Consider the following 25,844-nt stretch of genomic DNA (forward strand, 5'->3'; position numbering starts at 1 on the left):
AGAGGTGCCCGAGTGCAGAGAGCGCGTTGTTATCTTTTGGGTGAAACCGCCGTCGTACTGGAGCTTGAACCCCCGGTCACGCTTGCCACGCAAAAGCGTATCTGGCGGCTGACGCAGCGTCTGGCCGATATACCTGAAGTGGTTGAAACCATTCCGGGCATGAACAATATCACCGTCGTGCTGCGCAACCCGCACACGAAAGCCCTGGATGCCATCGAACGCCTGCAGCGCTGGTGGGAAGAGAGTGAAGCGCTGGAGCCGGAATCACGTGCCATTGAGATCCCGGTCGTCTATGGCGGCACGGGGGGGCCGGATCTTGGCGTTGTGGCAGCGCACTGCGGGTTAACAGAAAAGCAGGTGGTTGAGTTGCACAGTTCAATTAACTACGTGGTCTGGTTCCTGGGGTTTCAACCCGGCTTCCCGTATCTGGGCGGATTGCCTCCCCAACTGCATACGCCGCGTCGTGCCGAACCGCGTCTGAGCGTACCGGCGGGGACGGTGGCTATCGGCGGCGAGCAAACTGGCGTTTATCCGCTGGCATCGCCCGGCGGCTGGCAGCTTATTGGGCACACGGCTACGCCGTTATTTGAACCCGGACGGGAGACGCCAATACTCCTGCGTCCCGGCGATACCCTTCGCTTTATCCCGCAAAAGGAGGGGGTATGTTAACGCTTATTCGCGCAGGGCTTTACACCTCTGTGCAGGATGCAGGCCGTTTTGGCCTGCGTCAGTCCGGCGTGAGCTATTGTGGTGCGCTGGACAGGCCTGCGCTGGAGATTGCTAACGTGCTGGTGGGCAACCCCGGCAGTACGGCCGCGCTCGAAATTACGCTCGGCCAGTGTGTGATTGAGTTTGGCCAGGAGACCTGGTTTGCCTTAACCGGCGCAGGCTGTGAGGCCACGCTGGATGGTAAAGCGGTGTGGACCGGCTGGCGGCTGCGGGCGAAAGCCGGACAGCGTCTGACGCTCAAGCGTCCGCTACACGGTGTGCGTAGCTATCTCGCGGTGGCTGGCGGCATTGACGTGCCGGAGGTGCTGGGCTCATCCAGTACCGATCAGAAGGCGGGCATCGGCGGGCATGAAGGGCGTCTGCTGCGCGACGGCGATCGGCTGGCAATCAAACCCTCCGCGCGCCATTTCTCGACCACGCAGGGCGTGAAGCAGCTGCTGTGGGGAAACCAGATCCGCGCCTTACCGGGGCCGGAATATCATGAGTTTGACGAGGCTTCCAAAGAGTCCTTCTGGCGCTCGCCGTGGAAGCTCAGTCCGCAGAGTAACCGTATGGGCTACCGCCTGCAGGGGCAGCCGCTGACCCGCACGACGGACCGGGAACTGCTCTCCCATGGGTTATTGCCGGGGGTCATTCAGGTGCCGGGCAACGGTCAGCCCATCGTGTTAATGAACGATGCGCAAACCACGGGCGGATACCCGCGAATTGCCTGCATAATCGAAGCCGATCGCTACCATCTGGCGCAAATTCCTCTCGGGCAGCCGATTCACTTCGTGCAGTGTTCGCTGGAGGAGGCGCTTAAGGCGCGGCAGGATCAGCAGCGTTATCTCGAGCAGCTGGCGTGGAGGCTTGATGGTAAAGATTGATTTAAATGCCGATCTGGGCGAGGGCGGAAGCGCAGATGCTCAACTGATGATGCTGGTCTCCTCAGTCAATATCGCCTGCGGATTTCACGCGGGGGATGCGCAAACCATGCTGGAGAGCGTGCGTAATGCCATCAAAAACGGCGTCGCGATTGGCGCTCATCCCAGCTTCCCGGATCGGGAGAACTTTGGCCGCACGGCGATGGATCTGCCGCCGGAGACGGTCTACGCTCAGGTGCTCTACCAGATTGGTGCGCTGGAGGCGATGGTGCGCGCTGAGAACGGTGTTATGCGCCACGTGAAGCCGCACGGCATGCTCTACAACCAGGCGGCGAAAGCCCCGGCGCTGGCGGACGCTATTGCCCGCGCGGTGCGGGACAGTAATCCGCAGCTTATCCTTGTAGGTTTGGCTGGTAGCGAGCTGATTCGCGCCGGGAAGCGGCTGGGGCTGACTACGCGTCAGGAAGTCTTTGCCGACCGCGGCTATCAGCCCGATGGCAGTCTGGTCCCTCGCACGCAGGCTGGGGCGCTGATAACCGATGAAGGTAAAGCGCTGGCGCAGACGCTGGAGATGGTGTGTGCCGGGCGGGTGACCGCCGTGGACGGAACACTGGCAAACGTTCAGGCCGATACGGTGTGTTTACACGGCGACGGCGAGCATGCGCTTCAGTTCGCGCGCCGCTTACGGGCGGCGTTCTCTGAAGAGGGCATTCTGGTCAGCGCAGAATAATCAGGAAAGGACAATAACATGCCAGAAGGTCCGGAGATCCGCCGCGCGGCGGATAGCCTGGAGGCGGCGATAAAGGGCAAACCGTTGACGAATGTGTGGTTTGCTTTTCCTCAGCTAAAACCGTTTGAATCACAGCTGGTGGGGCAGACGGTGACCCATATTGAAACGCGCGGCAAGGCCTTACTTACGCACTTTTCCCATAACCTGACGTTATATAGCCATAACCAGCTGTACGGCGTCTGGCGAGTGGTGGAGGCGGACGAGCAGCCGCAAACCACCCGCGTACTGCGCGTCAGGCTGCAAACGGCGGATAAAGCAATCCTGCTTTACAGCGCGTCGGATATTGAAATGTTAACGCCGGAGCAACTGCTCACTCACCCGTTCTTACAGCGGGTCGGGCCGGACGTGCTGGACATGCGCCTGACGGCAAACGATGTTAAAGCCCGCTTGTTATCCCCCAAGTTCCGCAACCGGCAATTTTCCGGGTTATTGCTCGATCAGGCGTTCCTGGCAGGGTTAGGTAACTATCTGCGGGTGGAAATTCTGTGGGAAGTGGGGCTGGCGGCGCAGCATAAAGCGTCTCAGCTGAATGATGAACAGCTGGAGGCGTTATCCCACGCGCTGCTGGATATTCCGCGGCTGTCGTACAACACGCGTGGCGTGGTGGATGAGAACACGCATCACGGGGCGCTGTTCCGGTTCAAGGTGTTTCATCGGGCGGGAAAGAAATGCGAAAGGTGTGGTGGCATTATTGAGAGAACCACACTCTCTTCACGACCGTTTTACTGGTGTCCCGGGTGCCAGATGTAAAAGTAAAACGGTAACCCTTAGGTTACCGTTTTTAGTGTTTTCACCCTCTCCCTGTGGGAGAGGGCCGGGGTGAGGGCATCAGGCCGCACCCAACGTCTTTTAGCGCTTAATATCAGACTTAAAATCACGCTGCTCGTAGCCGGTATACAGCTGACGAGGACGGGCGATTTTCATGCCTTCGCTGTGCATTTCGTTCCAGTGCGCAATCCAGCCTACGGTACGGGCCATGGCGAAGATCACGGTGAACATGGAAGACGGAATGCCCATTGCTTTCAGAATAATGCCAGAGTAGAAATCGACGTTCGGGTAGAGTTTCTTCTCGATGAAGTACGGGTCGTTCAGCGCGATGTGTTCCAGCTCCATCGCCACTTCCAGCAGGTCATCTTTGGTACCCAGCTCTTTCAGCACTTCATGGCAGGTCTCACGCATGACGGTCGCGCGTGGGTCGTAGTTTTTGTAAACACGGTGACCGAAGCCCATCAGGCGGAAGGAGTCATTCTTGTCTTTCGCGCGACGCACGAACTCAGGAATGTGCTCAACGGTGCTGATCTCTTCCAGCATCTTCAGTGCCGCTTCGTTCGCGCCGCCGTGCGCCGGTCCCCACAGGGAGGCGATGCCCGCAGCGATACAGGCGAACGGGTTCGCGCCTGAAGAGCCTGCGGTACGGACGGTGGAGGTCGAAGCGTTTTGTTCGTGGTCAGCGTGCAGGATCAGAATACGGTCCATCGCACGTTCCAGTACCGGGTTCACTTCGTACTCTTCGCACGGCGTGGAGAACATCATGCGCAGGAAGTTACCCGCGTAGGAGAGGTCGTTACGTGGATACACAAACGGTTGGCCGATGGAGTATTTGTAGCACATCGCCGCCATGGTAGGCATTTTGGACAGCAGGCGGAACGCCGCGATATCGCGGTGACGTGGGTTATTCACGTCAAGGGAGTCGTGGTAGAACGCCGCCAGCGCACCGGTAATCCCACACATCACCGCCATCGGGTGAGAGTCACGACGGAACGCATGGAACAGACGGGTAATCTGCTCATGGATCATAGTGTGACGGGTCACGGTGGTTTTGAATTCATCGTACTGCGCCTGCGTTGGTTTTTCGCCGTTCAGCAGGATGTAGCACACTTCCAGATAGTTGGATTCGGTGGCTAACTGATCGATGGGGAAGCCGCGATGGAGCAGGATACCTTCGTCACCGTCAATGTAGGTGATTTTGGATTCGCAAGATGCGGTAGAGGTAAATCCAGGGTCAAAGGTGAAAACTCCTTTGGAACCCAGCGTACGGATATCAATAACATCCTGACCGAGCGTGCCTTTTAGCACATCCAGTTCAATAGCAGTGTCACCACCCAGGGTGAGCTTTGCCTTTGTATCAGCCATTTACGGTCTCCTTAGCGCCTTATGCTTAAGACTGCGCTTTACCGGATTTGCTTTCAGCTGTTAATCACCGTTACCAGATTGTTATTTGGCTTACCGCTCAGCTCACGAGGACAAACCAGGGTACAGAGCTATGGCGCCTTGCAGGTAAACGAATGAAATATCAGTGAAACAACAGCAAATCAGCGTTTTTGCAGTCCGAATTATTCAAACCTGTATATCACTAATAACTGTCCTGATAACTTCGGTCAATACCATCACACTGTTACATAACTATTTGTCAGGTGAAAGTGAGACCTCATAACTTTTGCGCATTATATGCCTTTTCTGCTGACGTTTGTAACAATATTGTTTAACATTTGTCAAATCAGATGATTAAAAATTAAAAAGATGTTGTTATCGTGACCCTGATCACTGTTCCAGAGAAAACCCGACAAACTGTATGTAGGTTAATTGTAATGATTTTGTGAACGGCCTATACTGCCGCCAGGTCTCCGGAACACCCTGCAATCCCGAGCCACCCAGCGTTGTAACGTGTCGTTTTAGCATTTGGAAGCAATGTTTTGCATGACGCGCAGTTATAGAAAAGGAACGCTGCTTGACCCGCATCGCAGTCCGGAGGAAGGAAACAATAAGAACAGCATGTGGGCGTTATTCATGATAAGAAATGTGAAAAAACAAAGACCTGTCAATCTGGATCTCAAAACGATCCGGTTCCCTGTAACAGCAATAGCGTCCATTCTGCACCGTGTATCCGGTGTGATTACGTTTGTGGCGGTCGGTATTCTGCTGTGGTTACTGGGCACCAGCCTCTCTTCTCCTGAAGGATTCCTCCAGGCCTCTGCCATCATGAACAGCTTCTTCGTGAAATTCATCATGTGGGGCATTCTGACCGCGCTGGCGTACCACGTTGTGGTGGGTGTTCGCCATATGCTGATGGACTTCGGCTACCTGGAAGAGACATTCGAAGCCGGGAAACGCTCCGCTAACATTTCATTTGTGATCACTGTCGTGCTTTCACTTCTCGCAGGAGTTCTCGTATGGTAAGCAACGCCTCCGCATTAGGACGCAACGGCGTACATGACTTCATCCTGGTCCGTGCTACCGCCATCGTTCTCACCCTTTACATCATCTATATGATCGGTTTCTTCGCGACCAGCGGCACGCTGACGTGGGAAATCTGGAGCGGGTTCTTCGGATCTGCCTTCACCAAAGTGTTCACCCTGCTGGCGCTGTTCTCCATCCTTATTCATGCCTGGATTGGCATGTGGCAGGTGTTGACCGATTACGTTAAACCACTGGCGATTCGCCTTCCTCTGCAGCTGGTTATTGTTGTTGCCCTGGTGGTTTACGTTATTTATGGATTCGTTGTGGTGTGGGGTGTGTAATGAAACTGCCAGTCAGAGAATTTGATGCTGTAGTGATTGGTGCGGGTGGCGCAGGTATGCGTGCCGCACTGCAAATTTCCCAGAGCGGCCAAACCTGTGCGCTGCTCTCTAAAGTGTTCCCAACCCGTTCGCACACCGTGTCTGCTCAGGGCGGTATCACCGTTGCGCTGGGTAATACCCATGAAGATAACTGGGAATGGCACATGTACGACACGGTAAAAGGTTCCGATTACATCGGTGACCAGGACGCCATCGAATATATGTGTAAAACCGGCCCGGAAGCGATTCTGGAGCTGGACCACATGGGTCTGCCGTTCTCCCGTCTGGAAAATGGCACCATCTATCAACGTCCGTTTGGCGGCCAGTCGAAAGATTTCGGTGGCGAACAGGCGGCACGTACTGCGGCAGCGGCTGACCGTACCGGTCACGCGCTGCTGCACACGCTCTATCAGCAAAACCTCAAAAACCACACCACCATCTTCTCCGAGTGGTATGCGCTGGATCTGGTGAAAAACGCCGATGGCGCAATCGTCGGTTGTACCGCGCTGTGCATCGAAACCGGTGAAGTGGTTTACTTCAAAGCCCGCGCTACCGTGCTGGCGACCGGCGGCGCAGGCCGTATTTATCAGTCCACCACCAACGCCCACATCAACACCGGTGACGGTGTCGGTATGGCTATCCGCGCTGGCGTGCCGGTGCAGGATATGGAAATGTGGCAGTTCCACCCAACCGGTATCGCCGGTGCAGGCGTTCTGGTAACAGAAGGCTGCCGCGGTGAAGGCGGTTACCTGCTGAACAAGCACGGCGAGCGCTTCATGGAGCGTTATGCCCCGAATGCGAAAGACCTGGCGGGTCGTGATGTGGTGGCGCGTTCCATCATGATCGAAATCCGTGAAGGCCGCGGCTGTGACGGCCCATGGGGTCCACACGCGAAGCTGAAACTCGACCACCTGGGTAAAGAGGTTCTGGAATCCCGTCTGCCGGGTATCCTGGAACTGTCCCGCACCTTCGCACACGTCGACCCGGTGAAAGAGCCGATTCCGGTTATCCCAACCTGCCACTACATGATGGGCGGTATTCCGACCAAAGTGACCGGACAGGCGCTGACCGTGAACGAGCAGGGCGAAGACGTGGTTATTCCTGGCCTGTTCGCGGTAGGCGAAATTGCCTGCGTATCCGTACACGGCGCAAACCGTCTGGGCGGCAACTCCCTGCTGGACCTGGTGGTGTTTGGTCGTGCAGTGGGTCTGCATCTGCAGGAATCCATTGCCGAGCAAGGCGCACTGCGCGATGCAACCGATGACGAAATTGATGCCTCTCTCGCGCGCCTCAACCGCTGGAACGGTAACCGTAACGGCGAAGATCCGGTGGAAATCCGTAAAGCGCTGCAGGAATGCATGCAGCATAACTTCTCGGTATTCCGCGAAGGTGACGCGATGGCCAAAGGCCTTGAACAGCTGAAAGCGATCCGCGAGCGTCTGAAAAATGCCCGTCTGGACGATACCTCAAGCGAGTTCAACACCCAGCGCGTAGAGTGCCTGGAGCTGGATAACCTGATGGAAACCGCTTACGCCACTGCGGTGTCGGCAAACTTCCGTACCGAAAGCCGTGGCGCGCATAGCCGCTTCGACTTCCCGGATCGTGATGACGAAAACTGGCTGTGCCATTCCCTGTATCTGCCAGAGTCGGAATCCATGACGCGTCGTAGCGTCAACATGGAACCGAAACTGCGTCCGGCGTTCCCGCCGAAGATTCGTACTTACTAATGCGGAGACAGGATAATGAAACTCGAATTCTCAGTTTATCGTTATAACCCGGATGTAGACGACGCTCCGCGTATGCAGGATTACACCCTGGAAGCGGAAGAAGGTCGCGACATGATGCTGCTGGATGCCTTAATGCAGCTGAAAGAAAAAGATCCAACGCTGTCGTTCCGCCGCTCCTGCCGTGAAGGGGTCTGTGGCTCTGACGGCGTGAACATGAACGGCAAAAATGGTCTGGCCTGCATCACGCCAATTTCAGCGTTGCAGCGTCCTGGTCAGAAAATTGTTATCCGTCCTCTGCCAGGCCTGCCGGTCGTGCGTGATTTGGTGGTAGACATGGGGCAATTCTATGCACAATATGAGAAGATTAAGCCTTACTTATTGAATAATGGGCAAAATCCACCCGCTCGTGAGCACCTGCAGTCTCCTGAGCAGCGTGAAAAACTCGATGGGTTGTACGAGTGTATTCTCTGCGCATGTTGTTCTACGTCCTGCCCGTCGTTCTGGTGGAACCCGGACAAGTTTATCGGCCCGGCCGGTCTGCTGGCTGCCTATCGCTTCCTGATCGATAGCCGCGACACCGAAACCGATAACCGTCTGGAAGGACTGAGTGACGCTTTCAGCGTATTCCGCTGCCATAGCATCATGAACTGCGTCAGTGTGTGTCCTAAGGGGCTAAACCCGACGCGCGCCATCGGCCATATTAAGTCGATGCTGCTGCAGCGCAGTGCGTAAGTAGTGAGAGGGGAGCGCTGTTCCCCTCACCCTAACCCTCTCCCAAAGGGAGAGGGGATAGATTGCAGAAACCTTTAAAAACTGCCCTGAAGTTTAGACAGTTTCTAAAGGTTCCTTCGCGGGCCAAATGAAAAGAGCTCGCAGGTGAACCCCGGCACGTACACGTGGTGTGCGTGGTAGTTTCTACGGCGAAAGTAAGCATAAAAATGCTTAAGGGATCACGATGCAGAACGGCGCAATGAAAGCCTGGCTGGACTCTTCTTTCCTTTCTGGTGCGAACCAGAGCTGGATTGAACAGCTCTATGAAGACTTCTTAACCGATCCTGACTCAGTGGACGCAAACTGGCGTTCCATGTTCCAGGAGTTGCCTGGCACGGGAGTCAAACCGGATCAATTCCACTCCAAAACACGTGATTATTTCCGCCGTCTGGCGAAGGATGCCTCACGTTACTCTTCTGCGATTTCCGACCCTGACACCAATGCGAAGCAGGTTAAAGTCCTGCAGCTCATCAACGCTTATCGCTTCCGCGGTCACCAGCATGCGAATCTCGATCCGCTGGGACTGTGGCAGCAGGAACGTGTGGCCGATCTCGATCCGGCGTATCACGATCTGACCGAGGCCGATTTCCAGGAAAGCTTTAACGTAGGTTCCTTTGCCATCGGCAAAGACACGATGAAGCTGGGCGAACTGATTAACGCGCTCAAGCAAACCTACTGCGGCTCCATCGGCGCGGAATACATGCACATCACCTCTACAGAAGAGAAACGCTGGATCCAGCAGCGTATCGAATCCGTGGCGGGCCACGCGACCTTCTCGGCTGACGAGAAAAAACGTTTCCTCAGCGAACTGACTGCAGCAGAAGGGCTTGAGCGCTATCTGGGCGCGAAATTCCCGGGTGCAAAACGCTTCTCGCTGGAAGGCGGTGACGCGTTAGTGCCAATGCTGAAAGAGCTGATTCGCCACGCGGGCAACAGCGGTACCCGTGAAGTGGTACTGGGCATGGCGCACCGCGGTCGTCTGAACGTGCTGGTCAACGTGCTGGGTAAAAAGCCGCAGGACCTGTTCGACGAATTCGCGGGCAAACACAAAGAACACCTCGGCACCGGCGACGTGAAGTACCACATGGGCTTCTCGTCTGATATCGAAACCGAAGGCGGTCTGGTACACTTGGCGCTGGCGTTTAACCCGTCGCACCTTGAAATCGTTAGCCCGGTGGTGATCGGTTCCGTGCGTGCGCGTCTGGATCGTCTGGACGAGCCGAGCAGCAACAAAGTTCTGCCAATCACCATTCACGGTGATGCGGCGATCACCGGTCAGGGCGTGGTTCAGGAAACCCTGAACATGTCGAAAGCGCGTGGTTATGAAGTGGGCGGTACCGTTCGCATTGTGATCAACAACCAGGTGGGCTTCACAACCTCTAACCCGCTGGACGCGCGTTCTACCCCATACTGCACCGACATCGGTAAGATGGTGCAGGCGCCAATCTTCCACGTGAATGCGGATGACCCGGAAGCGGTCGCTTTCGTCACCCGTCTGGCGCTCGACTTCCGTAACACCTTTAAACGCGACGTGCTGATCGACCTGTTCTGCTACCGCCGTCACGGCCACAACGAAGCTGACGAGCCAAGTGCAACCCAGCCGTTGATGTACCAGAAAATCAAAAAACACCCGACGCCGCGCAAAATCTATGCAGACAAGCTGGAAGCGGACAAAGTGGCGACGCTGGAAGATGCGACCGAGCTGGTCAATCTTTACCGCGACGCGCTGGATGCGGGTGAATGCGTAGTGAAAGAGCTGCGCCCAATGAACATGCACTCCTTTACCTGGTCGCCGTACCTCAACCACGAGTGGGATGAGAGCTACCCGAACAAGGTTGAGATGAAGCGCCTGCAGGAGCTGGCTAAACGCATCAGCACCGTACCGGACGCTATCGAAATGCAGTCTCGCGTAGCGAAAATCTACGGTGACCGTCAGGCCATGGCGGCAGGCGAGAAGCTGTTCGACTGGGGCGGTGCAGAAACCCTGGCCTATGCGACCCTGGTTGACGAAGGTATTCCTGTTCGTCTGTCCGGTGAAGATGCGGGCCGTGGTACCTTCTTCCACCGTCACGCTGTTGTTCACAACCAGTCCAACGGTTCAACTTACACCCCGCTGCAGCACGTGCACAACGGTCAGGGCCAGTTCAAGGTCTGGGACTCCGTGCTGTCTGAAGAAGCGGTATTGGCCTTTGAATACGGCTACGCCACCGCAGAACCCCGCACTCTGACCATCTGGGAAGCGCAGTTCGGTGACTTCGCCAACGGTGCGCAGGTGGTTATTGACCAGTTCATCTCCTCCGGCGAGCAGAAGTGGGGCCGCATGTGTGGTCTGGTGATGCTGCTGCCGCACGGTTATGAAGGACAGGGTCCGGAGCACTCCTCCGCGCGTCTGGAACGTTATCTGCAACTCTGCGCCGAGCAGAACATGCAGGTCTGCGTGCCGTCTACCCCGGCTCAGGTGTACCACATGCTGCGTCGTCAGGCGCTGCGCGGTATGCGCCGTCCGCTGGTGGTGATGTCACCAAAATCTCTGCTGCGTCATCCGCTGGCTGTTTCAAGCCTGGATGAACTGGCCAACGGCACCTTCCTGCCAGCCATCGGCGAGATTGACGAACTGGATCCGAAGGGCGTGAAGCGTGTCGTGATGTGTTCTGGTAAGGTTTATTACGACCTGCTGGAACAGCGCCGCAAGAACGATCAGAAAGATGTCGCCATCGTGCGTATCGAGCAGCTTTATCCGTTCCCGCATCAGGCGATGCAGGACGTGCTGAAACAGTACGCTCACGTACATGATTTTGTCTGGTGCCAGGAAGAGCCGCTTAACCAGGGCGCATGGTACTGCAGCCAGCATCATTTCCGTGAAGTGATTCCATTTGGGTCTGCTCTGCGTTATGCAGGTCGCCCGGCCTCCGCCTCTCCGGCGGTAGGGTATATGTCCGTTCACCAGAAGCAGCAACAAGATCTGGTCAATGACGCGCTGAACGTCGATTAATTAAAGGATACATAATGAGTAGCGTAGATATTCTTGTTCCCGACCTGCCTGAATCCGTAGCAGATGCGACCGTCGCCACCTGGCACAAAAAACCGGGCGATGCCGTTAAGCGCGATGAAGTGCTGGTAGAAATCGAAACTGACAAAGTGGTACTGGAAGTACCGGCTTCGGCGGATGGCGTTCTGGACGCGGTGCTGGAAGATGAAGGTACCACTGTCACCTCTCGTCAGATCCTGGGTCGCTTGCGTGAAGGCAACAGTGCGGGCAAAGAGTCCAGCGCCAAGTCTGATGAGAAAGCCTCTACCCCAGCGCAGCGCCAGCAGGCGTCTCTGGAAGAGCAAACCAACGACGCACTGAGCCCGGCGATCCGTCGTCTGCTGGCTGAGCACAACCTGGACGCGGCAGCCATTAAAGGCACCGGTGTGGGTGGACGTCTGACGCGCGAAGATATCGAAAAGCATCTGGCGAAAGCGCCTGCGAAAGCAGAAGCCAAAGCCCCTGCGGCAGCACCGGCAGCGCAGCCTGCTCTGGGCGCACGCAGCGAAAAACGCGTGCCGATGACTCGCCTGCGTAAGCGTGTGGCCGAGCGTCTGCTGGAAGCGAAAAACTCCACCGCGATGCTGACCACCTTCAACGAAGTGAACATGAAGCCAATCATGGACCTGCGTAAGCAGTACGGCGACGCGTTTGAAAAACGTCACGGTATCCGTCTGGGCTTTATGTCCTTCTACGTGAAGGCAGTGGTTGAAGCGCTGAAACGCTACCCGGAAGTGAACGCCTCTATCGACGGCGATGACGTGGTTTACCACAACTATTTCGACGTCAGTATGGCGGTTTCTACCCCGCGTGGCCTGGTAACCCCGGTTCTGCGTGACGTAGATACCCTGGGCATGGCTGATATCGAGAAAAACATCAAAGAGCTGGCTGTGAAAGGCCGCGACGGCAAGCTGACCGTAGACGACCTGACCGGCGGTAACTTCACCATTACCAACGGCGGCGTATTCGGTTCACTGATGTCTACCCCGATCATTAACCCGCCGCAGAGCGCGATCCTGGGTATGCATGCCATTAAAGATCGCCCTATGGCGGTTGACGGTAAAGTTGAGATCCTGCCAATGATGTACCTGGCGCTCTCTTACGACCACCGCCTGATTGACGGTCGCGAGTCCGTGGGCTTCCTGGTAGCCATTAAAGAGCTGCTGGAAGATCCAACGCGTCTGCTGCTGGACGTCTAGTCACGTTTTAGCGTCACCTGCCCTGTAGGCCGGATAAGCGTAGCGCCATCCGGCACACACACCGCGCCGGTCTACAGGTTTGAAGATAACGATTACCCTGAAGGATGGATAGAACACATGAACTTACATGAATATCAGGCCAAACAGCTGTTTGCCCGGTATGGCTTACCGGCTCCGGTGGGTTATGCCTGTACTACCCCGCGTGAAGCAGAAGAAGCCGCATCTAAAATCGGTGCCGGCCCGTGGGTAGTTAAATGTCAGGTTCACGCTGGTGGCCGTGGTAAAGCGGGCGGTGTGAAGGTTGTTAAGAGCAAAGAAGAAATTCGTGCGTTTGCTGAACATTGGCTCGGCAAACGTCTGGTGACGTACCAGACAGATGCAAACGGCCAGCCGGTTAACCAGATCCTGGTTGAAGCGGCGACCGACATCGCGAAAGAGCTGTACCTGGGCGCGGTTGTTGACCGTAGCTCCCGTCGCGTAGTGTTCATGGCGTCTACCGAAGGCGGCGTGGAAATCGAAAAAGTGGCGGAAGAAACCCCGCACCTGATCCACAAAGTGGCTATCGATCCGCTGGCGGGCCCAATGCCTTACCAGGGTCGCGAGCTGGCGTTCAAACTGGGCCTGGAAGGCAAGCTGGTTCAGCAGTTCACCAAGATCTTCATGGGTCTGGCGAACATCTTCCTGGAGCGCGATCTGGCGCTGATCGAGATCAACCCGCTGGTGATCACCACCCAGGGCGACCTGATCTGCCTCGACGGCAAGCTGGGCGCTGACGGCAACGCGCTGTTCCGCCAGTCCGATCTGCGTGAAATGCGCGATCAGTCTCAGGAAGATCCGCGTGAAGCACAGGCTGCACAGTGGGAGCTGAACTACGTCGCGCTGGATGGCAACATCGGCTGCATGGTTAACGGTGCGGGCCTGGCAATGGGCACCATGGACATCGTTAAGCTGCACGGCGGTGAGCCAGCAAACTTCCTCGACGTAGGCGGTGGCGCAACCAAAGAGCGCGTAACCGAAGCGTTCAAAATCATCCTCTCTGACGATAACGTGAAGGCGGTTCTGGTTAACATCTTCGGCGGCATCGTGCGTTGCGACCTGATTGCCGACGGCATCATCGGTGCGGTAGAAGAAGTGGGTGTTAACGTACCGGTTGTTGTGCGTCTGGAAGGTAACAACGCTGAACTCGGCGCGAAAAAACTGGCTGACAGCGGCCTGAATATTATTGCAGCGAAAAGTCTGACGGATGCAGCTCAGCAGGTTGTTGCCGCAGTGGAGGGGAAATAATGTCAGTTTTAATTAATAAAGATACCAAGGTTATCTGCCAGGGCTTCACCGGTAGCCAGGGGACATTCCACTCCGAACAGGCGATTGCCTACGGTACGCAGATGGTTGGCGGCGTAACGCCAGGCAAAGGCGGCACCACGCACCTGGGCCTGCCGGTGTTCAACACCGTGCGTGAAGCGGTAGAAGCGACGGGCGCAACCGCGACCGTGATCTACGTTCCAGCGCCGTTCTGCAAAGACTCCATTCTGGAAGCGATCGACGCAGGCATCAAACTGATCATCACCATCACCGAAGGTATCCCGACGCTGGATATGCTGACCGTGAAGGTGAAGCTGGATGAAGCAGGCGTGCGCATGATCGGCCCGAACTGCCCAGGCGTTATCACCCCGGGCGAATGCAAAATCGGCATCATGCCGGGTCACATTCATAAGCCGGGCAAAGTGGGCATCGTTTCCCGTTCCGGTACGCTGACTTATGAAGCGGTTAAGCAGACTACCGATTACGGCTTCGGCCAGTCCACCTGTGTGGGAATCGGCGGTGACCCAATCCCTGGCTCTAACTTCATCGACATCCTGAAGCTGTTCCAGGAAGATCCGCAGACCGAAGCGATCGTAATGATCGGTGAGATCGGCGGTAGCGCAGAAGAAGAAGCCGCCGCTTACATCAAAGAGCACGTGACCAAGCCTGTTGTCGGTTACATCGCGGGTGTGACTGCACCGAAAGGCAAGCGTATGGGTCACGCAGGCGCAATCATCGCCGGCGGTAAAGGTACGGCTGATGAGAAATTCGCAGCGCTGGAAGCCGCAGGCGTGAAGACCGTTCGTAGCCTTGCGGATATCGGCGAAGCACTGAAATCCATCATTAAGTAAGTCCTCTCTGCGCCCTGAATGGGGCGCGTTGAAATAAAAAAAATGTCCGTTTCGACATGGTTGGCCGCTGTAAAGCGGCCTTTTTTATTGCCTGCGTTTGGCGACAAGCGTGAACTTGTAATCGTCGGTATTGAACACGTTGCGGCTGTATTCAAATACCCGTCCGTCCTTCAGAAACCCGCGCGAGACTTTTTCCAGGATCGGTTTCGCCGGATCGAGCGACAGCGCGGCAATCGCCTCTTCTGACGGCATGATCGGCACCAGTTCCTGCTCGCTGCGATCGATAACCAGCTTTTTGAGCTGCTCAACGTAGTGGTATTTCGAATTCTCCATCACTTCCCAGGTGAGGTCGGGAAACATCGCCAGCGGCATCCACGTTTCTTCCAGATTCACCGGTTTTTGTTTGATAAAACGGACGCGTTTGACGTGCCAGACTTTATCGTCCGGGTTGATCGCCAGCCTTGCTGCGAGTCTCTCATCGGCTTTCACCACTTCGAAGACGCTGACGTCGCTGTGCGTATCGACGTTTCGGTCCGCCAGCTTTTCGTAAAAGCCGGTGAGCTGGTAAATGTCGTAGTTAACGCGCTCTTCTTTTACGTAGGTGCCGCTGCCCTGAATGCTCTCGACGATCTGCTCTTCCGTAAGCAGTTTCAGCGCCTGTCTCACCGTTACACGGCTCACGTTGAACGCCTCCTGAAGGCTGGATTCCGTCGGTAACGCATCGCCAGGTTTTAACTCACCCGTATTGATTTTCTCGCGAAGCGCATCGGCTATCTGCCGGTACATCGGTTTGTTACCCATAGAATCTGCCTTTCTAATACCTTTTCACGGAATTATGCCTTCAGCGTAAAATTTGTAAATAATACAATTTAAATACAAATTTGCATTGTTAGTGAAAGTGATCACATAAATGTATTGCATTGCCTGCCACAATTGCCGCCAGACAATAACAAGTTACGTGTGAGGATCTTATGAACCTGACGACTCTGACCCACTCCAGCGCTGTCTGCGTGCAGGCGCACTATGCCAGCCGTGATGAGGCAATTCGCCAGCTTACGATGCGGCTGGTGGCGCTGGGCAAAATTACCGATGGCGATGCGTTTCTGGCGGAGGTTTACCGTCGTGAATCACAGGGACCGACCGCACTGGGGGAAGGGCTGGCTGTCCCGCATGGTAAATCGAGCGGGGTGAACGAAGCAGCTTTTGCGGTTGCTACGCTGAGCGAACCGCTGGAGTGGGAGGGGGTGGACGGCCCTGAAAACGTTGAGCTGATCGTCCTGCTTGCCATCCCGCCTGCTGAAGCCGGATCCACGCATATCCAGGTACTGACGGCGCTGACGTCTCGCCTGGCAGATGATGCACTCCGGGAACGCGTTATGGCTGCAGCGACGGCGGAGGATCTGCTTGATGCGCTGAACGGTGGCTCGCAGGAAGACGAGGTTGCCACATTGTTGAATGCACCAACCGTCATCTGCGTCACCGCCTGTCCGGCCGGGATTGCCCATACCTATATGGCAGCCGAGTACCTGGAAAAAGCGGGACGTAAGCTGGGCGTCAACGTTGTGGTCGAAAAGCAGGGGGCGAATGGCATTGAGGGGCGCATCACCGCGCAGCAGTTGCAGGAGGCCAAAGCGTGTATCTTTGCCGCAGAAGTGGCGATCAAAGAGAGTGAGCGTTTTCAGGGGATCCCCGCCATTTCCGTGCCCGTCGCGGAACCCCTGCGCCATGCTGAAGCGCTCATTGAGCGCGCGCTGGCATTACCGTCTTCGTCTGAAGCACTTCCCGGACAGGCAGAAAAAAAGAGCGTTAAGACGGAGCTCAAGCAGGCGCTCCTTAGCGGTATCTCCTTTGCGGTGCCGCTGATCGTCGCCGGCGGGACGGTGCTCGCCGTGTCGGTACTGCTGGCACAAATCCTTGGCCTGCAGCACCTGTTCGACCAGGAAAACTCATGGCTGTGGATGTACCGCAAGCTTGGCGGCGGCATGCTCGGCATTTTGATGGTCCCTGTTCTGGCAGCCTATACCGCTTACTCGCTGGCGGATAAACCCGCGCTGACGCCGGGCTTTGCGGCCGGTCTTGCGGCCAATATGATCGGCTCCGGTTTTCTGGGGGCTATCATCGGCGGGCTGATTGCGGGTTACCTGATGCGCTGGGTGAAAAATCACATTCGCCTGAGTAGCCGCTTCAACGGTTTTTTAACCTTTTATCTCTATCCGGTTATTGGCGTACTGGGGGCGGGCAGCCTGATGCTGTTTGTGATCGGTGAGCCGGTGGCCTGGCTTAATACTACGCTCACCGCCTGGCTTAACGGTTTGTCCGGCGCGAATGCGCTGCTCCTGGGGGCGATCCTCGGGTTTATGTGCTCATTCGATTTGGGTGGCCCGGTCAACAAAGCCTCTTACGCGTTCTGCCTGGGCGCGATGGCTAACGGGGTATACGGTCCCTATGCCATCTTTGCCTCCGTCAAAATGGTGTCGGCCTTCACCGTCACGGCGTCAACATTGCTGGCACCGAAACTGTTTAAACCGTTTGAAATTGAAACCGGTAAATCCACCTGGCTGCTTGGACTCGCGGGCATCACCGAAGGGGCGATTCCGATGGCGATTGAAGATCCGCTTCGCGTCATTGGTTCATTTGTGCTCGGCTCCATGGTAACAGGCGCGATTGTCGGCGCGATGGGGATCGGGTTGTCCACGCCGGGGGCCGGTATTTTCTCTCTCTTTTTACTTCACGATGCCGGGTTGAGCGGTGTGGTTGCGGCGGCGGGCTGGTTTGGCGCGGCGCTGGTGGGTACCGCAATCTCCACCTTTATTCTGCTGCTCTGGCGACGCCAGGCGGTGAAAAAGGGCAACTACGTCACTGAAGACGCCATACCGTAACAACGCACAAACAGGAAACGAAGATGAAAGCTGTATCTCGCGTTCATATCACGCCGCATATGCACTGGGACCGTGAGTGGTACTTCACCACCGAAGAGTCGCGTATTCTTCTGGTCAATAATATGGAAGAGATCCTGACCCGTCTGGAGCAGGATGACGAGTATAAATATTATGTCCTCGATGGACAGACGGCGGTGCTGGAGGATTATTTTGCCGTCGTGCCTGAAAACCGCTTGCGAGTGAAAGCGCTTGTGGAGCGCGGAAAGTTGATTATCGGCCCCTGGTATACCCAGACCGATACCACGATTGTCAGCGGTGAGTCGATTGTCCGCAATCTTATGTACGGCATGCGCGACTGTATGGCGTTCGGCGAGCTGATGAGGATCGGCTATCTGCCGGATTCGTTTGGTATGTCCGGCCAGCTACCGCATATCTATAACGGGTTTGGCATTACCCGCACGATGTTCTGGCGAGGCTGCTCCGAACGTCACGGTACCGATAAAACCGAGTTTCTCTGGCAGAGCCAGGACGGCAGTGAAGTGACTGCGCAGGTACTGCCGCTGGGCTACGCGATTGGTAAGTACTTACCGGAGGACGAAGCAGGGCTGAGAAAACGGCTCGACAGCTATTTCGAGGTACTGGAAAACGCCTCCGTTACCAAAGAGATTTTACTGCCCAACGGTCACGACCAGATGCCGCTGCAGCAGAATATTTTCGCGGTGATGGATAAGCTTCGTGAAATCTATCCCCAGCGTCAGTTCGTGATGAGTCGGTTTGAAGAGGTGTTTGATTATATCGACGCGCACCGCGACGAACTGGCGACGCTGAAAGGCGAGTTTATCGACGGGAAATACATGCGTGTGCACCGCACCATCGGCTCCACGCGCATGGACATTAAAATCGCCCATGCGCGTATCGAGAACAAAATCGTCAATATCCTCGAGCCGCTGGCGGCGCTTGCCTGGACGCTGGGCTTCGACTACCACCACGGCCTGCTGGAGAAGATGTGGAAAGAGATCCTCAAAAACCACGCTCACGACAGCATCGGCTGCTGCTGCAGCGATAAGGTGCACCGCGAGATTGTTTCCCGCTTTGAGCTGGCTGAGGACATGGCGGACAACCTGGTGCGCTTCTATATGCGCAAGATTGTCGACAACATGCCGCAAAGCGATGCCGATAAGCTGGTGATGTTCAACCTGATGCCCTGGCCGCGTGAAGAGGTGATGAACACCACGATTCGGCTGCGGGCCAGCCAGTTCAGACTGCGGGATGAAAAAGGCAACGAGATCCCCTATTTCATTCGCAGCGCGCGCGAACTCGACCCTGGCCTCATTGACCGGCAGATTGTCCATTACGGCAATTACGAACCCTTTATGGAGTTTGATATTCAGCTCAGTCAGATACTGCCATCGATGGGCTACCGTACGCTGTATATCGAGCCGGACGTGGCCGGGAAGGTGCTCCCGGCGGTGAAAAATGCCGAATCCTTGCTTGAAAATGCCTTCTGGCAGATTGATTTAAATGGCGACGGCACGCTGCGCCTGCGCGATAAAGAAAGCGGGCTTATTTATGACCGCGTACTGGAAATCGAAGAGAGTTCGGACGATGGCGATGAGTACGACTACTCGCCTTCCCGGGAAGAGTGGAGGCTCACGTCAGCGCAGGGCGAGCATGAGGTTAAGGTCACGCACGAAGGCTGGCAGAGCAGGGCGGCTATCCGCCATCGGATCGCCGTTCCGGCAAATCTGGCTGAACGCGCGGCGCGCCAGCGAAACGGCTCACTCAATGTAGAGTTTGACGTCACGCTTAGCCATAACAGCAGGCGTATCGATGTGGCCGTGCGTCTGGAAAACCAGGCTAACGACCACCGCGTTCGCGTACTGATCCCAACGCCGTTTATGACAGAGGACGTGTTAGCGGATACGCAGTTTGGCTCGCTCATTCGGCCGGTGCAGGACGCGGCGATGGCAACCTGGCATGAGGAGGGCTGGAAAGAAGCGCCGGTACCCGTCTGGAATTTACTCAACTATGCCGTCCTGCAGGAAAAACGCAACGGGCTGGCGCTCTTCACCGAGGGACTGCGCGAGTTTGAAGTGGTGGGCGATGACAAAAAAGCATTCGCCTTAACCTTGTTGCGCGGCGTGGGGTTGCTCGGGAAAGAAGATTTGCTGTTGCGTCCAGGCAGACCTTCAGGGATCAAAATGCCTGTTCCTGACTCTCAGGTACGCGGGCCGTTAACCTGTCGCTTTAGCCTCTTCAGCTTTAGCGGTACGCCAGAAAACGCGGGCGTCGCACAGCAGGCTAAATCGTGGTTAACACCGGTGCAGTGCTATAACAAAATTCCCTGGGATGCGATGAAACTGAATCGCGCGTCGTTTATCACGCCGGAAAGTTACAGTCTGTTAGCGCTTTCGCCAACTGGATGCATGCTCAGTACGCTCAAAAAGGCTGAAGATCGTGATGAGCTCATTCTCCGCCTGTTCAACCCTTCGGCGTCCAGCGCATGCGACACGACGTTATCCATGAATCCAACGGTGAAACGGTGGCGCGAAACGGACATGAACGAACGGATAATGGATCGGTGTGAAGAAGAGGGTATTGTCGGGGGATTCAGGCCGGGGCAGTCGCGAACCTTTAGTATTCTATTCGCCTGAACCAGCGATACAAAAAGGCTGCAGAGAAGGCGGCCTTTTTTCATTAAATAGTCACACAGTGGTGTTAACTTATGGAGTGTCAAAAGTAAATTAAATGTAATTTCGGAGGGTTGCATAAATGCAATGGAAAAATAACCTGGCCCGACTACGCTTTATTGTTTGTCCCCCGTTGAAATGTTGCTTACTTTCGCGTTAATTAAAATCACTTCTGTTTATATTTTTTCCCGTCTTCGATAACCAATCTCATCTTTGCATGCACATATCATTAACATGGTTTTTACCATTCTCACCATGATTAAACATGGTTAACATCAATGGTTGTTTTTGATTTAAATCAAAGTTTAATCCTTGGAAAAACCCATCAAAAGGCGCTAAATTGTCCCGGATCAAAATGGCCGAAAAGTGGTAATTTTGCTATAAATTGATCGTCGTCGAAAAACGTAAATGTGATTCAATAAAAACCTGTTTATTGTAAGGGTTTTGCAGCGTATTATATTTGCGGGATCAATTTGAGTTTTTTATTAACCTATTTGTAACCTGACGTCATCGTTTTTATCCTTCTCCAGGGTAATAACGACGACAAGGATGCGAATAATTTGTATTGGGGCATGCGTGTGGATCTCTCTTTGACGGGGTTCACTCTCGGAGTCTTCATGCGATGAGCAAGGAGTCATAATGTTAGACGTAGTCGAACTGTCGCGCTTACAGTTTGCCTTGACCGCGATGTACCACTTCCTGTTTGTGCCACTGACGCTCGGTATGGCGTTCCTGCTGGCCATCATGGAAACGGTTTACGTCCTCTCCGGCAAACAGATTTATAAAGATATGACCAAGTTCTGGGGCAAGTTGTTTGGTATCAACTTTGCACTGGGCGTGGCAACCGGTCTGACCATGGAGTTCCAGTTCGGGACTAACTGGTCTTACTATTCCCACTATGTAGGGGATATCTTCGGTGCGCCGCTGGCCATTGAAGGTCTGATGGCCTTCTTCCTCGAATCCACCTTTGTAGGTCTGTTCTTCTTCGGTTGGGACCGTCTGGGTAAAGTCCAGCATATGGCGGTAACCTGGCTGGTGGCATTAGGCTCTAACCTGTCCGCACTGTGGATCCTGGTGGCGAACGGCTGGATGCAGAACCCAATCGCATCCGATTTCAACTTCGAAACCATGCGCATGGAGATGGTCAGCTTTGCTGAGCTGGTCCTGAACCCGGTTGCTCAGGTTAAATTCGTTCACACCGTGGCTTCTGGCTATGTGTGCGGTGCGATGTTCGTACTGGGCATCAGCTCTTACTACATGCTGCGCGGTCGCGACTTCGCTTTCGCAAAACGCTCCTTTGCTATCGCAGCAAGCTTCGGTATGGCGGCAATTCTGTCTGTTATTGTTCTGGGTGATGAATCCGGTTACGAAATGGGCGACGTGCAGAAAACCAAACTGGCCGCTATTGAAGCAGAATGGGAAACCCAACCTGCTCCGGCGGCATTTACCCTGTTCGGTATTCCCGATCAGGAAGCGCAGGAAAACCGCTTCGCCATTCAGATTCCTTATGCGTTGGGCATCATCGCCACTCGCTCCGTCGACAAACAGGTGACTGGCCTGAAAGATCTGATGGTGCAGCACGAAGAGCGTATCCGTAACGGGATGAAAGCCTACTCGCTGCTGGAACAGCTGCGCGCCGGTTCAACCGATCAGGCCGTTCGCGATCAGTTTAACGACGTGAAGAAAGACCTGGGTTACGGCCTGCTGCTGAAACGCTATACCCCGAACGTCTCCGACGCAACGGAAGCGCAAATCCAGATGGCAACCAAAGACTCGATTCCACGTGTTGCACCGCTGTACTTCGCGTTCCGTATCATGGTGGGCTGCGGCATCATCATGCTGCTGATTATCGCGGCATCCTTCTGGTCCGTGATTCGCAACCGTATCGGTGAGAAAAAATGGCTGCTGCGCACCGCGCTGTACGGTATTCCTCTGCCATGGATCGCTATCGAATCCGGTTGGTTTGTTGCGGAGTATGGCCGTCAGCCATGGGCAATCGGTGAGGTGCTGCCAACGGCAGTAGCGAACTCGTCCCTGACTGCGGGTGACCTGATCTTCTCCATGCTGCTGATTTGCGGTCTGTACACCCTGTTCCTGGTAGCTGAACTGTTCCTGATGTTCAAGTTCGCGCGCCTTGGCCCAAGCAGCCTGAAAACCGGTCGCTATCACTACGAGCAGTCCACCGCGACTACTCAGCCGGCACGCTAAGACAGGAGTCATCAAATGATCGATTATGAAGTATTGCGTTTTATCTGGTGGCTGTTGATTGGCGTTCTGCTGATCGGTTTTGCGGTCACTGATGGTTTCGACATGGGGGTAGGGATGCTTACCCGTTTCCTCGGTCGTAATGACACCGAGCGTCGAATTATGATCAACTCCATCGCCCCTCACTGGGACGGTAACCAGGTGTGGCTGATCACCGCGGGTGGCGCGCTATTCGCTGCCTGGCCGATGGTCTACGCGGCTGCGTTCTCCGGCTTCTACGTGGCGATGATTCTGGTGCTGGCGTCTTTATTCTTCCGTCCGGTAGGCTTCGATTACCGTTCCAAGATTGAAGATACCCGCTGGCGTAACATGTGGGACTGGGGCATCTTCATCGGTAGCTTTGTTCCGCCGCTGGTGATTGGCGTGGCATTCGGTAACCTGCTGCAGGGCGTACCGTTCCACATCGATGAATATATGCGTCTTTACTACACCGGTAACTTCTTCCAGCTGCTGAATCCGTTTGGTCTGCTGGCAGGTGTTGTTAGCGTGGCGATGATCATTACTCAGGGCGCGACCTATCTGCAGATGCGTACTGTGGGTGAACTGCACCTGCGTTCCCGTGCAACGGCTCAGGTTGCGGCGCTGGTCACTCTGGTTTGCTTCGCTCTGGCCGGTGTGTGGGTGGTGTACGGTATCGATGGTTACGTGGTGACGTCTGCGATCAACCATGTTGCGCCGTCTAACCCGCTGACTAAAGAAGTTGCGCGTCAGGCGGGTGCCTGGATGGTGAACTTCAACAATACCCCTGCTCTGTGGGCTATCCCGGCGCTGGGCGTACTGTTGCCACTGTTGACCGTGCTGACCTCTCGTCTGGAAAAAGGCGCTCTGGCGTTCGTGTTCTCTTCACTGACACTGGCGTGCATCATCCTGACGGCAGGTATTGCGATGTTCCCGTTCGTCATGCCATCCAGCACTATGATGAATGCTAGCCTGACCATGTGGGATGCAACCTCCAGCCAGCTGACGCTGAACCTGATGACCTATGTTGCCTGCGTGTTCGTACCGATTATTCTGCTCTACACCGCCTGGTGTTACTGGAAAATGTTCGGTCGTATCACCAAAGAACATATCGAAAGCAACACCCACTCTATGTACTAAGTAAGGAGCTGAATATGTGGTATTTCGCATGGATTTTAGGGACGCTTCTTGCCTGCGCATTTGGTGTCATCACTGCCCTGGCGCTTGAGCACGTCGAAGCGACCAAAGCGGGTGAAGAAAAACACTAATGAATATTATCGCAACGTTATATGCGGTAATGGACAAGCGCCCGTTACGGGCGCTTTCTTTAGTGATGGCATTACTGCTGGCGGGCTGCATCTTCTGGGACCCGTCGCGCTTCGCGGCAAAGACCAGCGAACTTGAGATCTGGCACGGCTTCCTCATCATGTGGGCGGTGTGCGCAGGGGTCATTCACGGCGTGGGCTTTCGTCCGAAAGCCATTCACTGGCAGGGAATTTTCTGCCCGCTGATTGCCGATTTGGTTCTCCTTGCTGGTCTGATTTTCTTCTTCTTCTGAATAAGAAATGTCCTATAACGATATGGGCTTACCCGAGCCCATAAAAATTTACTCTCCGTTTACTTTCTCCCATTCCAAACCATCATTCCCGCGCGTATAGTAGCGAAGTTTAAAAGCTCTAACTTTTGTTGCATTACTGGGATGTAAAGTGAATACAACGCTGTTTCGATGGCCGGTTCGTGTCTACTACGAAGATACCGATGCCGGTGGTGTGGTCTACCACGCCAGCTACGTTGCTTTTTATGAACGGGCACGCACAGAGATGCTGCGCCATCATCACTTTAGTCAACAGGTGCTGTTGGCTGAGCGAGTTGCCTTCGTGGTACGCAAGATGACGCTTGAGTATTTTGCGCCTGCCAGACTCGACGATATGCTCGAAGTCCAAACTGAAATTACATCAATGCGCGGAACCTCACTGGTTTTCACGCAGCGGATAGTCAATGCAGAGAACACCGTACTGAACTCAGCTGAAGTACTGATTGTTTGTGTTGATCCAACCATAATGAAGCCTCGTGCGCTTCCTAAGTCTATTGTCGCGGAGTTTAAGCAGTGACTGACATGAATATCCTTGATTTGTTCCTGAAGGCTAGCCTTCTGGTTAAACTTATCATGTTGATTTTGATTGGTTTTTCAATCGCATCCTGGGCCATCATTATCCAGAGAACGCGTATTCTTAATGCCGCTGGCCGTGAAGCCGAAGCGTTTGAAGACAAGTTCTGGTCGGGTATCGAACTTTCTCGTCTGTACCAGGAAAGCCAGGGGCGCCGTGATAATCTTTCAGGCTCCGAACAAATTTTCTATAGCGGATTCAAAGAGTTTGCCCGCTTACATCGCGCGAATAACCACGCGCCGGAAGCGGTAGTAGAAGGTGCGTCGCGTGCGATGCGCATTTCCATGAACCGCGAACTGGAAACCCTTGAGACGCACATTCCGTTCCTCGGCACAGTGGGTTCCATCAGCCCGTATATCGGTCTGTTTGGTACCGTGTGGGGGATCATGCACGCCTTTATCGCGTTAGGCGCGGTGAAGCAGGCGACGTTGCAGATGGTTGCGCCGGGTATCGCTGAAGCACTGATTGCGACCGCTATCGGTCTGTTTGCGGCAATCCCGGCGGTTATGGCTTACAACCGTCTGAACCAGCGCGTGAACAAACTGGAACTGAACTACGACAACTTTATGGAAGAGTTCACCGCGATTCTGCACCGTCAGGCGTTTACCAGTACCGAGAGCAACAAGGGGTAAACCATGGCCAGATCGCGTGGACGAGGTCGTCGCGAGCTCAAGTCCGAAATCAATATCGTTCCACTGCTGGACGTACTGCTGGTACTGCTGCTGATCTTTATGGCGACAGCGCCCATCATTACCCAGAGCGTGGAAGTTGATCTGCCGGATGCGACAGAATCACAGGCGGTAAGCACCAATGACGATCCTCCGGTCATCATTGAGGTTTCCGGTGTAGGGCAGTACAGCGTAGTGGTCGAGAAAGATCGTATGGATCAACTGCCGCCCGAGCAGGTTATTGCTGAAGCGCAACGACGCCTGGAGTCAAATCCGAAAACGGTCTTCTTAATCGGTGGCGCAAAAGACGTGCCTTACGATGAAATTATTAAAGCGCTGAACTTGCTACATAGTGCGGGCGTTAAGTCTGTTGGCTTAATGACTCAGCCTATTTGATCA

The 25,844-nt window shown here is 55.0% G+C and carries 23 protein-coding genes; 21 read left to right on the forward strand and 2 right to left on the reverse strand.

What is annotated here, in order from left to right:
* Nucleotides 1–12: 12 nt before the first annotated feature.
* The 4 genes from pxpB to nei are packed head-to-tail and all read left to right on the forward strand — an operon-like array spanning nucleotide 13 to nucleotide 3,132.
* The gene (gene pxpB / locus ACOQH0_RS06620) at nucleotides 13–669 is read left to right on the forward strand and encodes a 5-oxoprolinase subunit PxpB (RefSeq protein ID WP_421511819.1); all 657 of its coding nucleotides are present in this window, start codon (nucleotides 13–15) and stop codon (nucleotides 667–669) included.
* Nucleotides 663–1,595, forward strand: a complete 933-nt coding sequence (gene pxpC / locus ACOQH0_RS06625) for a 5-oxoprolinase subunit PxpC (RefSeq protein WP_108415868.1) — start codon at nucleotides 663–665, stop codon at nucleotides 1,593–1,595. Before pxpB ends, pxpC begins: the two co-directional genes overlap by 7 nt.
* Complete coding sequence (gene pxpA / locus ACOQH0_RS06630) at nucleotides 1,582–2,322, forward strand: 5-oxoprolinase subunit PxpA (RefSeq protein ID WP_010428694.1); 741 nt, start codon at nucleotides 1,582–1,584, stop codon at nucleotides 2,320–2,322. The genes pxpC and pxpA overlap by 14 nt, the downstream gene beginning before the upstream one ends.
* An 18-nt stretch (nucleotides 2,323–2,340) precedes the next feature.
* Complete coding sequence (gene nei / locus ACOQH0_RS06635; protein WP_010428696.1) at nucleotides 2,341–3,132, forward strand: endonuclease VIII; 792 nt, start codon at nucleotides 2,341–2,343, stop codon at nucleotides 3,130–3,132.
* Between the two features lie 99 nt (nucleotides 3,133–3,231).
* On the opposite strand, the gene ACOQH0_RS06640 is transcribed toward nei, so the two are convergent.
* Nucleotides 3,232–4,515, reverse strand: a complete 1,284-nt coding sequence (locus ACOQH0_RS06640) for a citrate synthase (RefSeq protein WP_010428698.1) — start codon at nucleotides 4,513–4,515, stop codon at nucleotides 3,232–3,234.
* A 639-nt stretch (nucleotides 4,516–5,154) separates the two neighbouring features.
* Between ACOQH0_RS06640 and sdhC the strand changes: the two genes are divergently transcribed.
* The 8 genes from sdhC (at nucleotide 5,155) to sucD (ending at nucleotide 14,817) form a co-directional block, all read left to right on the forward strand.
* Nucleotides 5,155–5,559: a succinate dehydrogenase cytochrome b556 subunit gene (gene sdhC, locus ACOQH0_RS06645; RefSeq protein WP_020684965.1), complete on the forward strand. Its 405-nt coding sequence runs from the start codon at nucleotides 5,155–5,157 to the stop codon at nucleotides 5,557–5,559.
* Nucleotides 5,553–5,900, forward strand: a complete 348-nt coding sequence (gene sdhD / locus ACOQH0_RS06650) for a succinate dehydrogenase membrane anchor subunit (protein WP_010428702.1) — start codon at nucleotides 5,553–5,555, stop codon at nucleotides 5,898–5,900. Before sdhC ends, sdhD begins: the two co-directional genes overlap by 7 nt.
* Nucleotides 5,900–7,666, forward strand: coding sequence for a succinate dehydrogenase flavoprotein subunit (sdhA, locus tag ACOQH0_RS06655; RefSeq protein WP_089598911.1), 1,767 nt, complete (start codon nucleotides 5,900–5,902; stop codon nucleotides 7,664–7,666). The genes sdhD and sdhA overlap by 1 nt, the downstream gene beginning before the upstream one ends.
* 15 nt (nucleotides 7,667–7,681) lie before the next feature.
* The gene (gene sdhB / locus ACOQH0_RS06660) at nucleotides 7,682–8,398 is read left to right on the forward strand and encodes a succinate dehydrogenase iron-sulfur subunit SdhB (protein WP_010428707.1); all 717 of its coding nucleotides are present in this window, start codon (nucleotides 7,682–7,684) and stop codon (nucleotides 8,396–8,398) included.
* Between the two features lie 223 nt (nucleotides 8,399–8,621).
* Nucleotides 8,622–11,429 (forward strand): 2-oxoglutarate dehydrogenase E1 component, encoded by a 2,808-nt coding sequence (sucA, locus tag ACOQH0_RS06665; RefSeq protein WP_089598912.1) that lies wholly within the window; start codon nucleotides 8,622–8,624, stop codon nucleotides 11,427–11,429.
* A 14-nt stretch (nucleotides 11,430–11,443) separates the two neighbouring features.
* Nucleotides 11,444–12,664, forward strand: a complete 1,221-nt coding sequence (odhB, locus tag ACOQH0_RS06670) for a 2-oxoglutarate dehydrogenase complex dihydrolipoyllysine-residue succinyltransferase (protein WP_089598913.1) — start codon at nucleotides 11,444–11,446, stop codon at nucleotides 12,662–12,664.
* A 117-nt stretch (nucleotides 12,665–12,781) separates the two neighbouring features.
* A complete protein-coding gene (gene sucC / locus ACOQH0_RS06675; RefSeq protein WP_047347067.1) occupies nucleotides 12,782–13,948 on the forward strand; it encodes an ADP-forming succinate--CoA ligase subunit beta in 1,167 nt (388 codons plus the stop codon).
* The gene (gene sucD / locus ACOQH0_RS06680) at nucleotides 13,948–14,817 is read left to right on the forward strand and encodes a succinate--CoA ligase subunit alpha (RefSeq protein WP_008501094.1); all 870 of its coding nucleotides are present in this window, start codon (nucleotides 13,948–13,950) and stop codon (nucleotides 14,815–14,817) included. The genes sucC and sucD overlap by 1 nt, the downstream gene beginning before the upstream one ends.
* A gap of 84 nt (nucleotides 14,818–14,901) precedes the next feature.
* On the opposite strand, the gene ACOQH0_RS06685 is transcribed toward sucD, so the two are convergent.
* A complete protein-coding gene (locus ACOQH0_RS06685) occupies nucleotides 14,902–15,618 on the reverse strand; it encodes a GntR family transcriptional regulator (protein WP_010428722.1) in 717 nt (238 codons plus the stop codon).
* Nucleotides 15,619–15,788: 170 nt separating this feature from the next.
* Between ACOQH0_RS06685 and mngA the strand changes: the two genes are divergently transcribed.
* The 9 genes from mngA to tolR all read left to right on the forward strand — a co-directional run bounded on the left by mngA (nucleotide 15,789) and on the right by tolR (nucleotide 25,841).
* Nucleotides 15,789–17,696: a PTS 2-O-a-mannosyl-D-glycerate transporter subunit IIABC gene (gene mngA / locus ACOQH0_RS06690; protein ID WP_421511820.1), complete on the forward strand. Its 1,908-nt coding sequence runs from the start codon at nucleotides 15,789–15,791 to the stop codon at nucleotides 17,694–17,696.
* A 23-nt stretch (nucleotides 17,697–17,719) separates the two neighbouring features.
* Entirely contained in the window at nucleotides 17,720–20,350 is a 2,631-nt protein-coding gene (mngB, locus tag ACOQH0_RS06695; RefSeq protein WP_421511821.1) for a mannosylglycerate hydrolase, read from the forward strand.
* A gap of 675 nt (nucleotides 20,351–21,025) precedes the next feature.
* Nucleotides 21,026–22,594 carry a cytochrome ubiquinol oxidase subunit I gene (cydA, locus tag ACOQH0_RS06700; RefSeq protein WP_089598917.1) on the forward strand — a complete coding sequence of 523 codons (1,569 nt, stop codon included), beginning with the start codon at nucleotides 21,026–21,028 and terminating at the stop codon, nucleotides 22,592–22,594.
* A 15-nt stretch (nucleotides 22,595–22,609) separates the two neighbouring features.
* Nucleotides 22,610–23,749 (forward strand): cytochrome d ubiquinol oxidase subunit II, encoded by a 1,140-nt coding sequence (gene cydB, locus ACOQH0_RS06705; protein ID WP_010428732.1) that lies wholly within the window; start codon nucleotides 22,610–22,612, stop codon nucleotides 23,747–23,749.
* Nucleotides 23,750–23,763: 14 nt separating this feature from the next.
* Nucleotides 23,764–23,877 carry a cytochrome bd-I oxidase subunit CydX gene (gene cydX, locus ACOQH0_RS06710; RefSeq protein ID WP_003858598.1) on the forward strand — a complete coding sequence of 38 codons (114 nt, stop codon included), beginning with the start codon at nucleotides 23,764–23,766 and terminating at the stop codon, nucleotides 23,875–23,877.
* Complete coding sequence (gene ybgE, locus ACOQH0_RS06715) at nucleotides 23,877–24,167, forward strand: cyd operon protein YbgE (protein ID WP_014831116.1); 291 nt, start codon at nucleotides 23,877–23,879, stop codon at nucleotides 24,165–24,167. The genes cydX and ybgE overlap by 1 nt, the downstream gene beginning before the upstream one ends.
* A gap of 148 nt (nucleotides 24,168–24,315) precedes the next feature.
* Entirely contained in the window at nucleotides 24,316–24,720 is a 405-nt protein-coding gene (ybgC, locus tag ACOQH0_RS06720) for a tol-pal system-associated acyl-CoA thioesterase (protein ID WP_003858593.1), read from the forward strand.
* Complete coding sequence (gene tolQ, locus ACOQH0_RS06725; RefSeq protein WP_089598919.1) at nucleotides 24,717–25,409, forward strand: Tol-Pal system protein TolQ; 693 nt, start codon at nucleotides 24,717–24,719, stop codon at nucleotides 25,407–25,409. Before ybgC ends, tolQ begins: the two co-directional genes overlap by 4 nt.
* 3 nt (nucleotides 25,410–25,412) lie before the next feature.
* Complete coding sequence (gene tolR / locus ACOQH0_RS06730) at nucleotides 25,413–25,841, forward strand: colicin uptake protein TolR (protein ID WP_003858589.1); 429 nt, start codon at nucleotides 25,413–25,415, stop codon at nucleotides 25,839–25,841.
* Nucleotides 25,842–25,844 lie beyond the last annotated feature (3 nt).

The sequence above is a fragment of the Enterobacter sp. JS8-1 genome (assembly GCF_049187015.1).
In the GTDB taxonomy this organism is placed as follows: domain Bacteria; phylum Pseudomonadota; class Gammaproteobacteria; order Enterobacterales; family Enterobacteriaceae; genus Enterobacter; species Enterobacter mori.

Bases quoted from the DNA above. Each gene is read 5' to 3' on its own strand.
- pxpC (WP_108415868.1), top strand. From the start codon at position 663: ATGTTAACGCTTATTCGCGCAGGGCTTTACACCTCTGTGCAGGATGCA.
- pxpA (WP_010428694.1), top strand. From the start codon at position 1,582: ATGGTAAAGATTGATTTAAATGCCGATCTGGGCGAGGGCGGAAGCGCA.
- nei (WP_010428696.1), top strand. From the start codon at position 2,341: ATGCCAGAAGGTCCGGAGATCCGCCGCGCGGCGGATAGCCTGGAGGCG.
- ACOQH0_RS06640 (WP_010428698.1), bottom strand. From the start codon at position 4,515: ATGGCTGATACAAAGGCAAAGCTCACCCTGGGTGGTGACACTGCTATT.
- sdhC (WP_020684965.1), top strand. From the start codon at position 5,155: ATGTGGGCGTTATTCATGATAAGAAATGTGAAAAAACAAAGACCTGTC.
- sdhD (WP_010428702.1), top strand. From the start codon at position 5,553: ATGGTAAGCAACGCCTCCGCATTAGGACGCAACGGCGTACATGACTTC.
- sdhA (WP_089598911.1), top strand. From the start codon at position 5,900: ATGAAACTGCCAGTCAGAGAATTTGATGCTGTAGTGATTGGTGCGGGT.
- sdhB (WP_010428707.1), top strand. From the start codon at position 7,682: ATGAAACTCGAATTCTCAGTTTATCGTTATAACCCGGATGTAGACGAC.
- sucA (WP_089598912.1), top strand. From the start codon at position 8,622: ATGCAGAACGGCGCAATGAAAGCCTGGCTGGACTCTTCTTTCCTTTCT.
- odhB (WP_089598913.1), top strand. From the start codon at position 11,444: ATGAGTAGCGTAGATATTCTTGTTCCCGACCTGCCTGAATCCGTAGCA.
- sucC (WP_047347067.1), top strand. From the start codon at position 12,782: ATGAACTTACATGAATATCAGGCCAAACAGCTGTTTGCCCGGTATGGC.
- sucD (WP_008501094.1), top strand. From the start codon at position 13,948: ATGTCAGTTTTAATTAATAAAGATACCAAGGTTATCTGCCAGGGCTTC.
- ACOQH0_RS06685 (WP_010428722.1), bottom strand. From the start codon at position 15,618: ATGGGTAACAAACCGATGTACCGGCAGATAGCCGATGCGCTTCGCGAG.
- mngA (WP_421511820.1), top strand. From the start codon at position 15,789: ATGAACCTGACGACTCTGACCCACTCCAGCGCTGTCTGCGTGCAGGCG.
- mngB (WP_421511821.1), top strand. From the start codon at position 17,720: ATGAAAGCTGTATCTCGCGTTCATATCACGCCGCATATGCACTGGGAC.
- cydA (WP_089598917.1), top strand. From the start codon at position 21,026: ATGTTAGACGTAGTCGAACTGTCGCGCTTACAGTTTGCCTTGACCGCG.
- cydB (WP_010428732.1), top strand. From the start codon at position 22,610: ATGATCGATTATGAAGTATTGCGTTTTATCTGGTGGCTGTTGATTGGC.
- cydX (WP_003858598.1), top strand. From the start codon at position 23,764: ATGTGGTATTTCGCATGGATTTTAGGGACGCTTCTTGCCTGCGCATTT.
- ybgE (WP_014831116.1), top strand. From the start codon at position 23,877: ATGAATATTATCGCAACGTTATATGCGGTAATGGACAAGCGCCCGTTA.
- tolR (WP_003858589.1), top strand. From the start codon at position 25,413: ATGGCCAGATCGCGTGGACGAGGTCGTCGCGAGCTCAAGTCCGAAATC.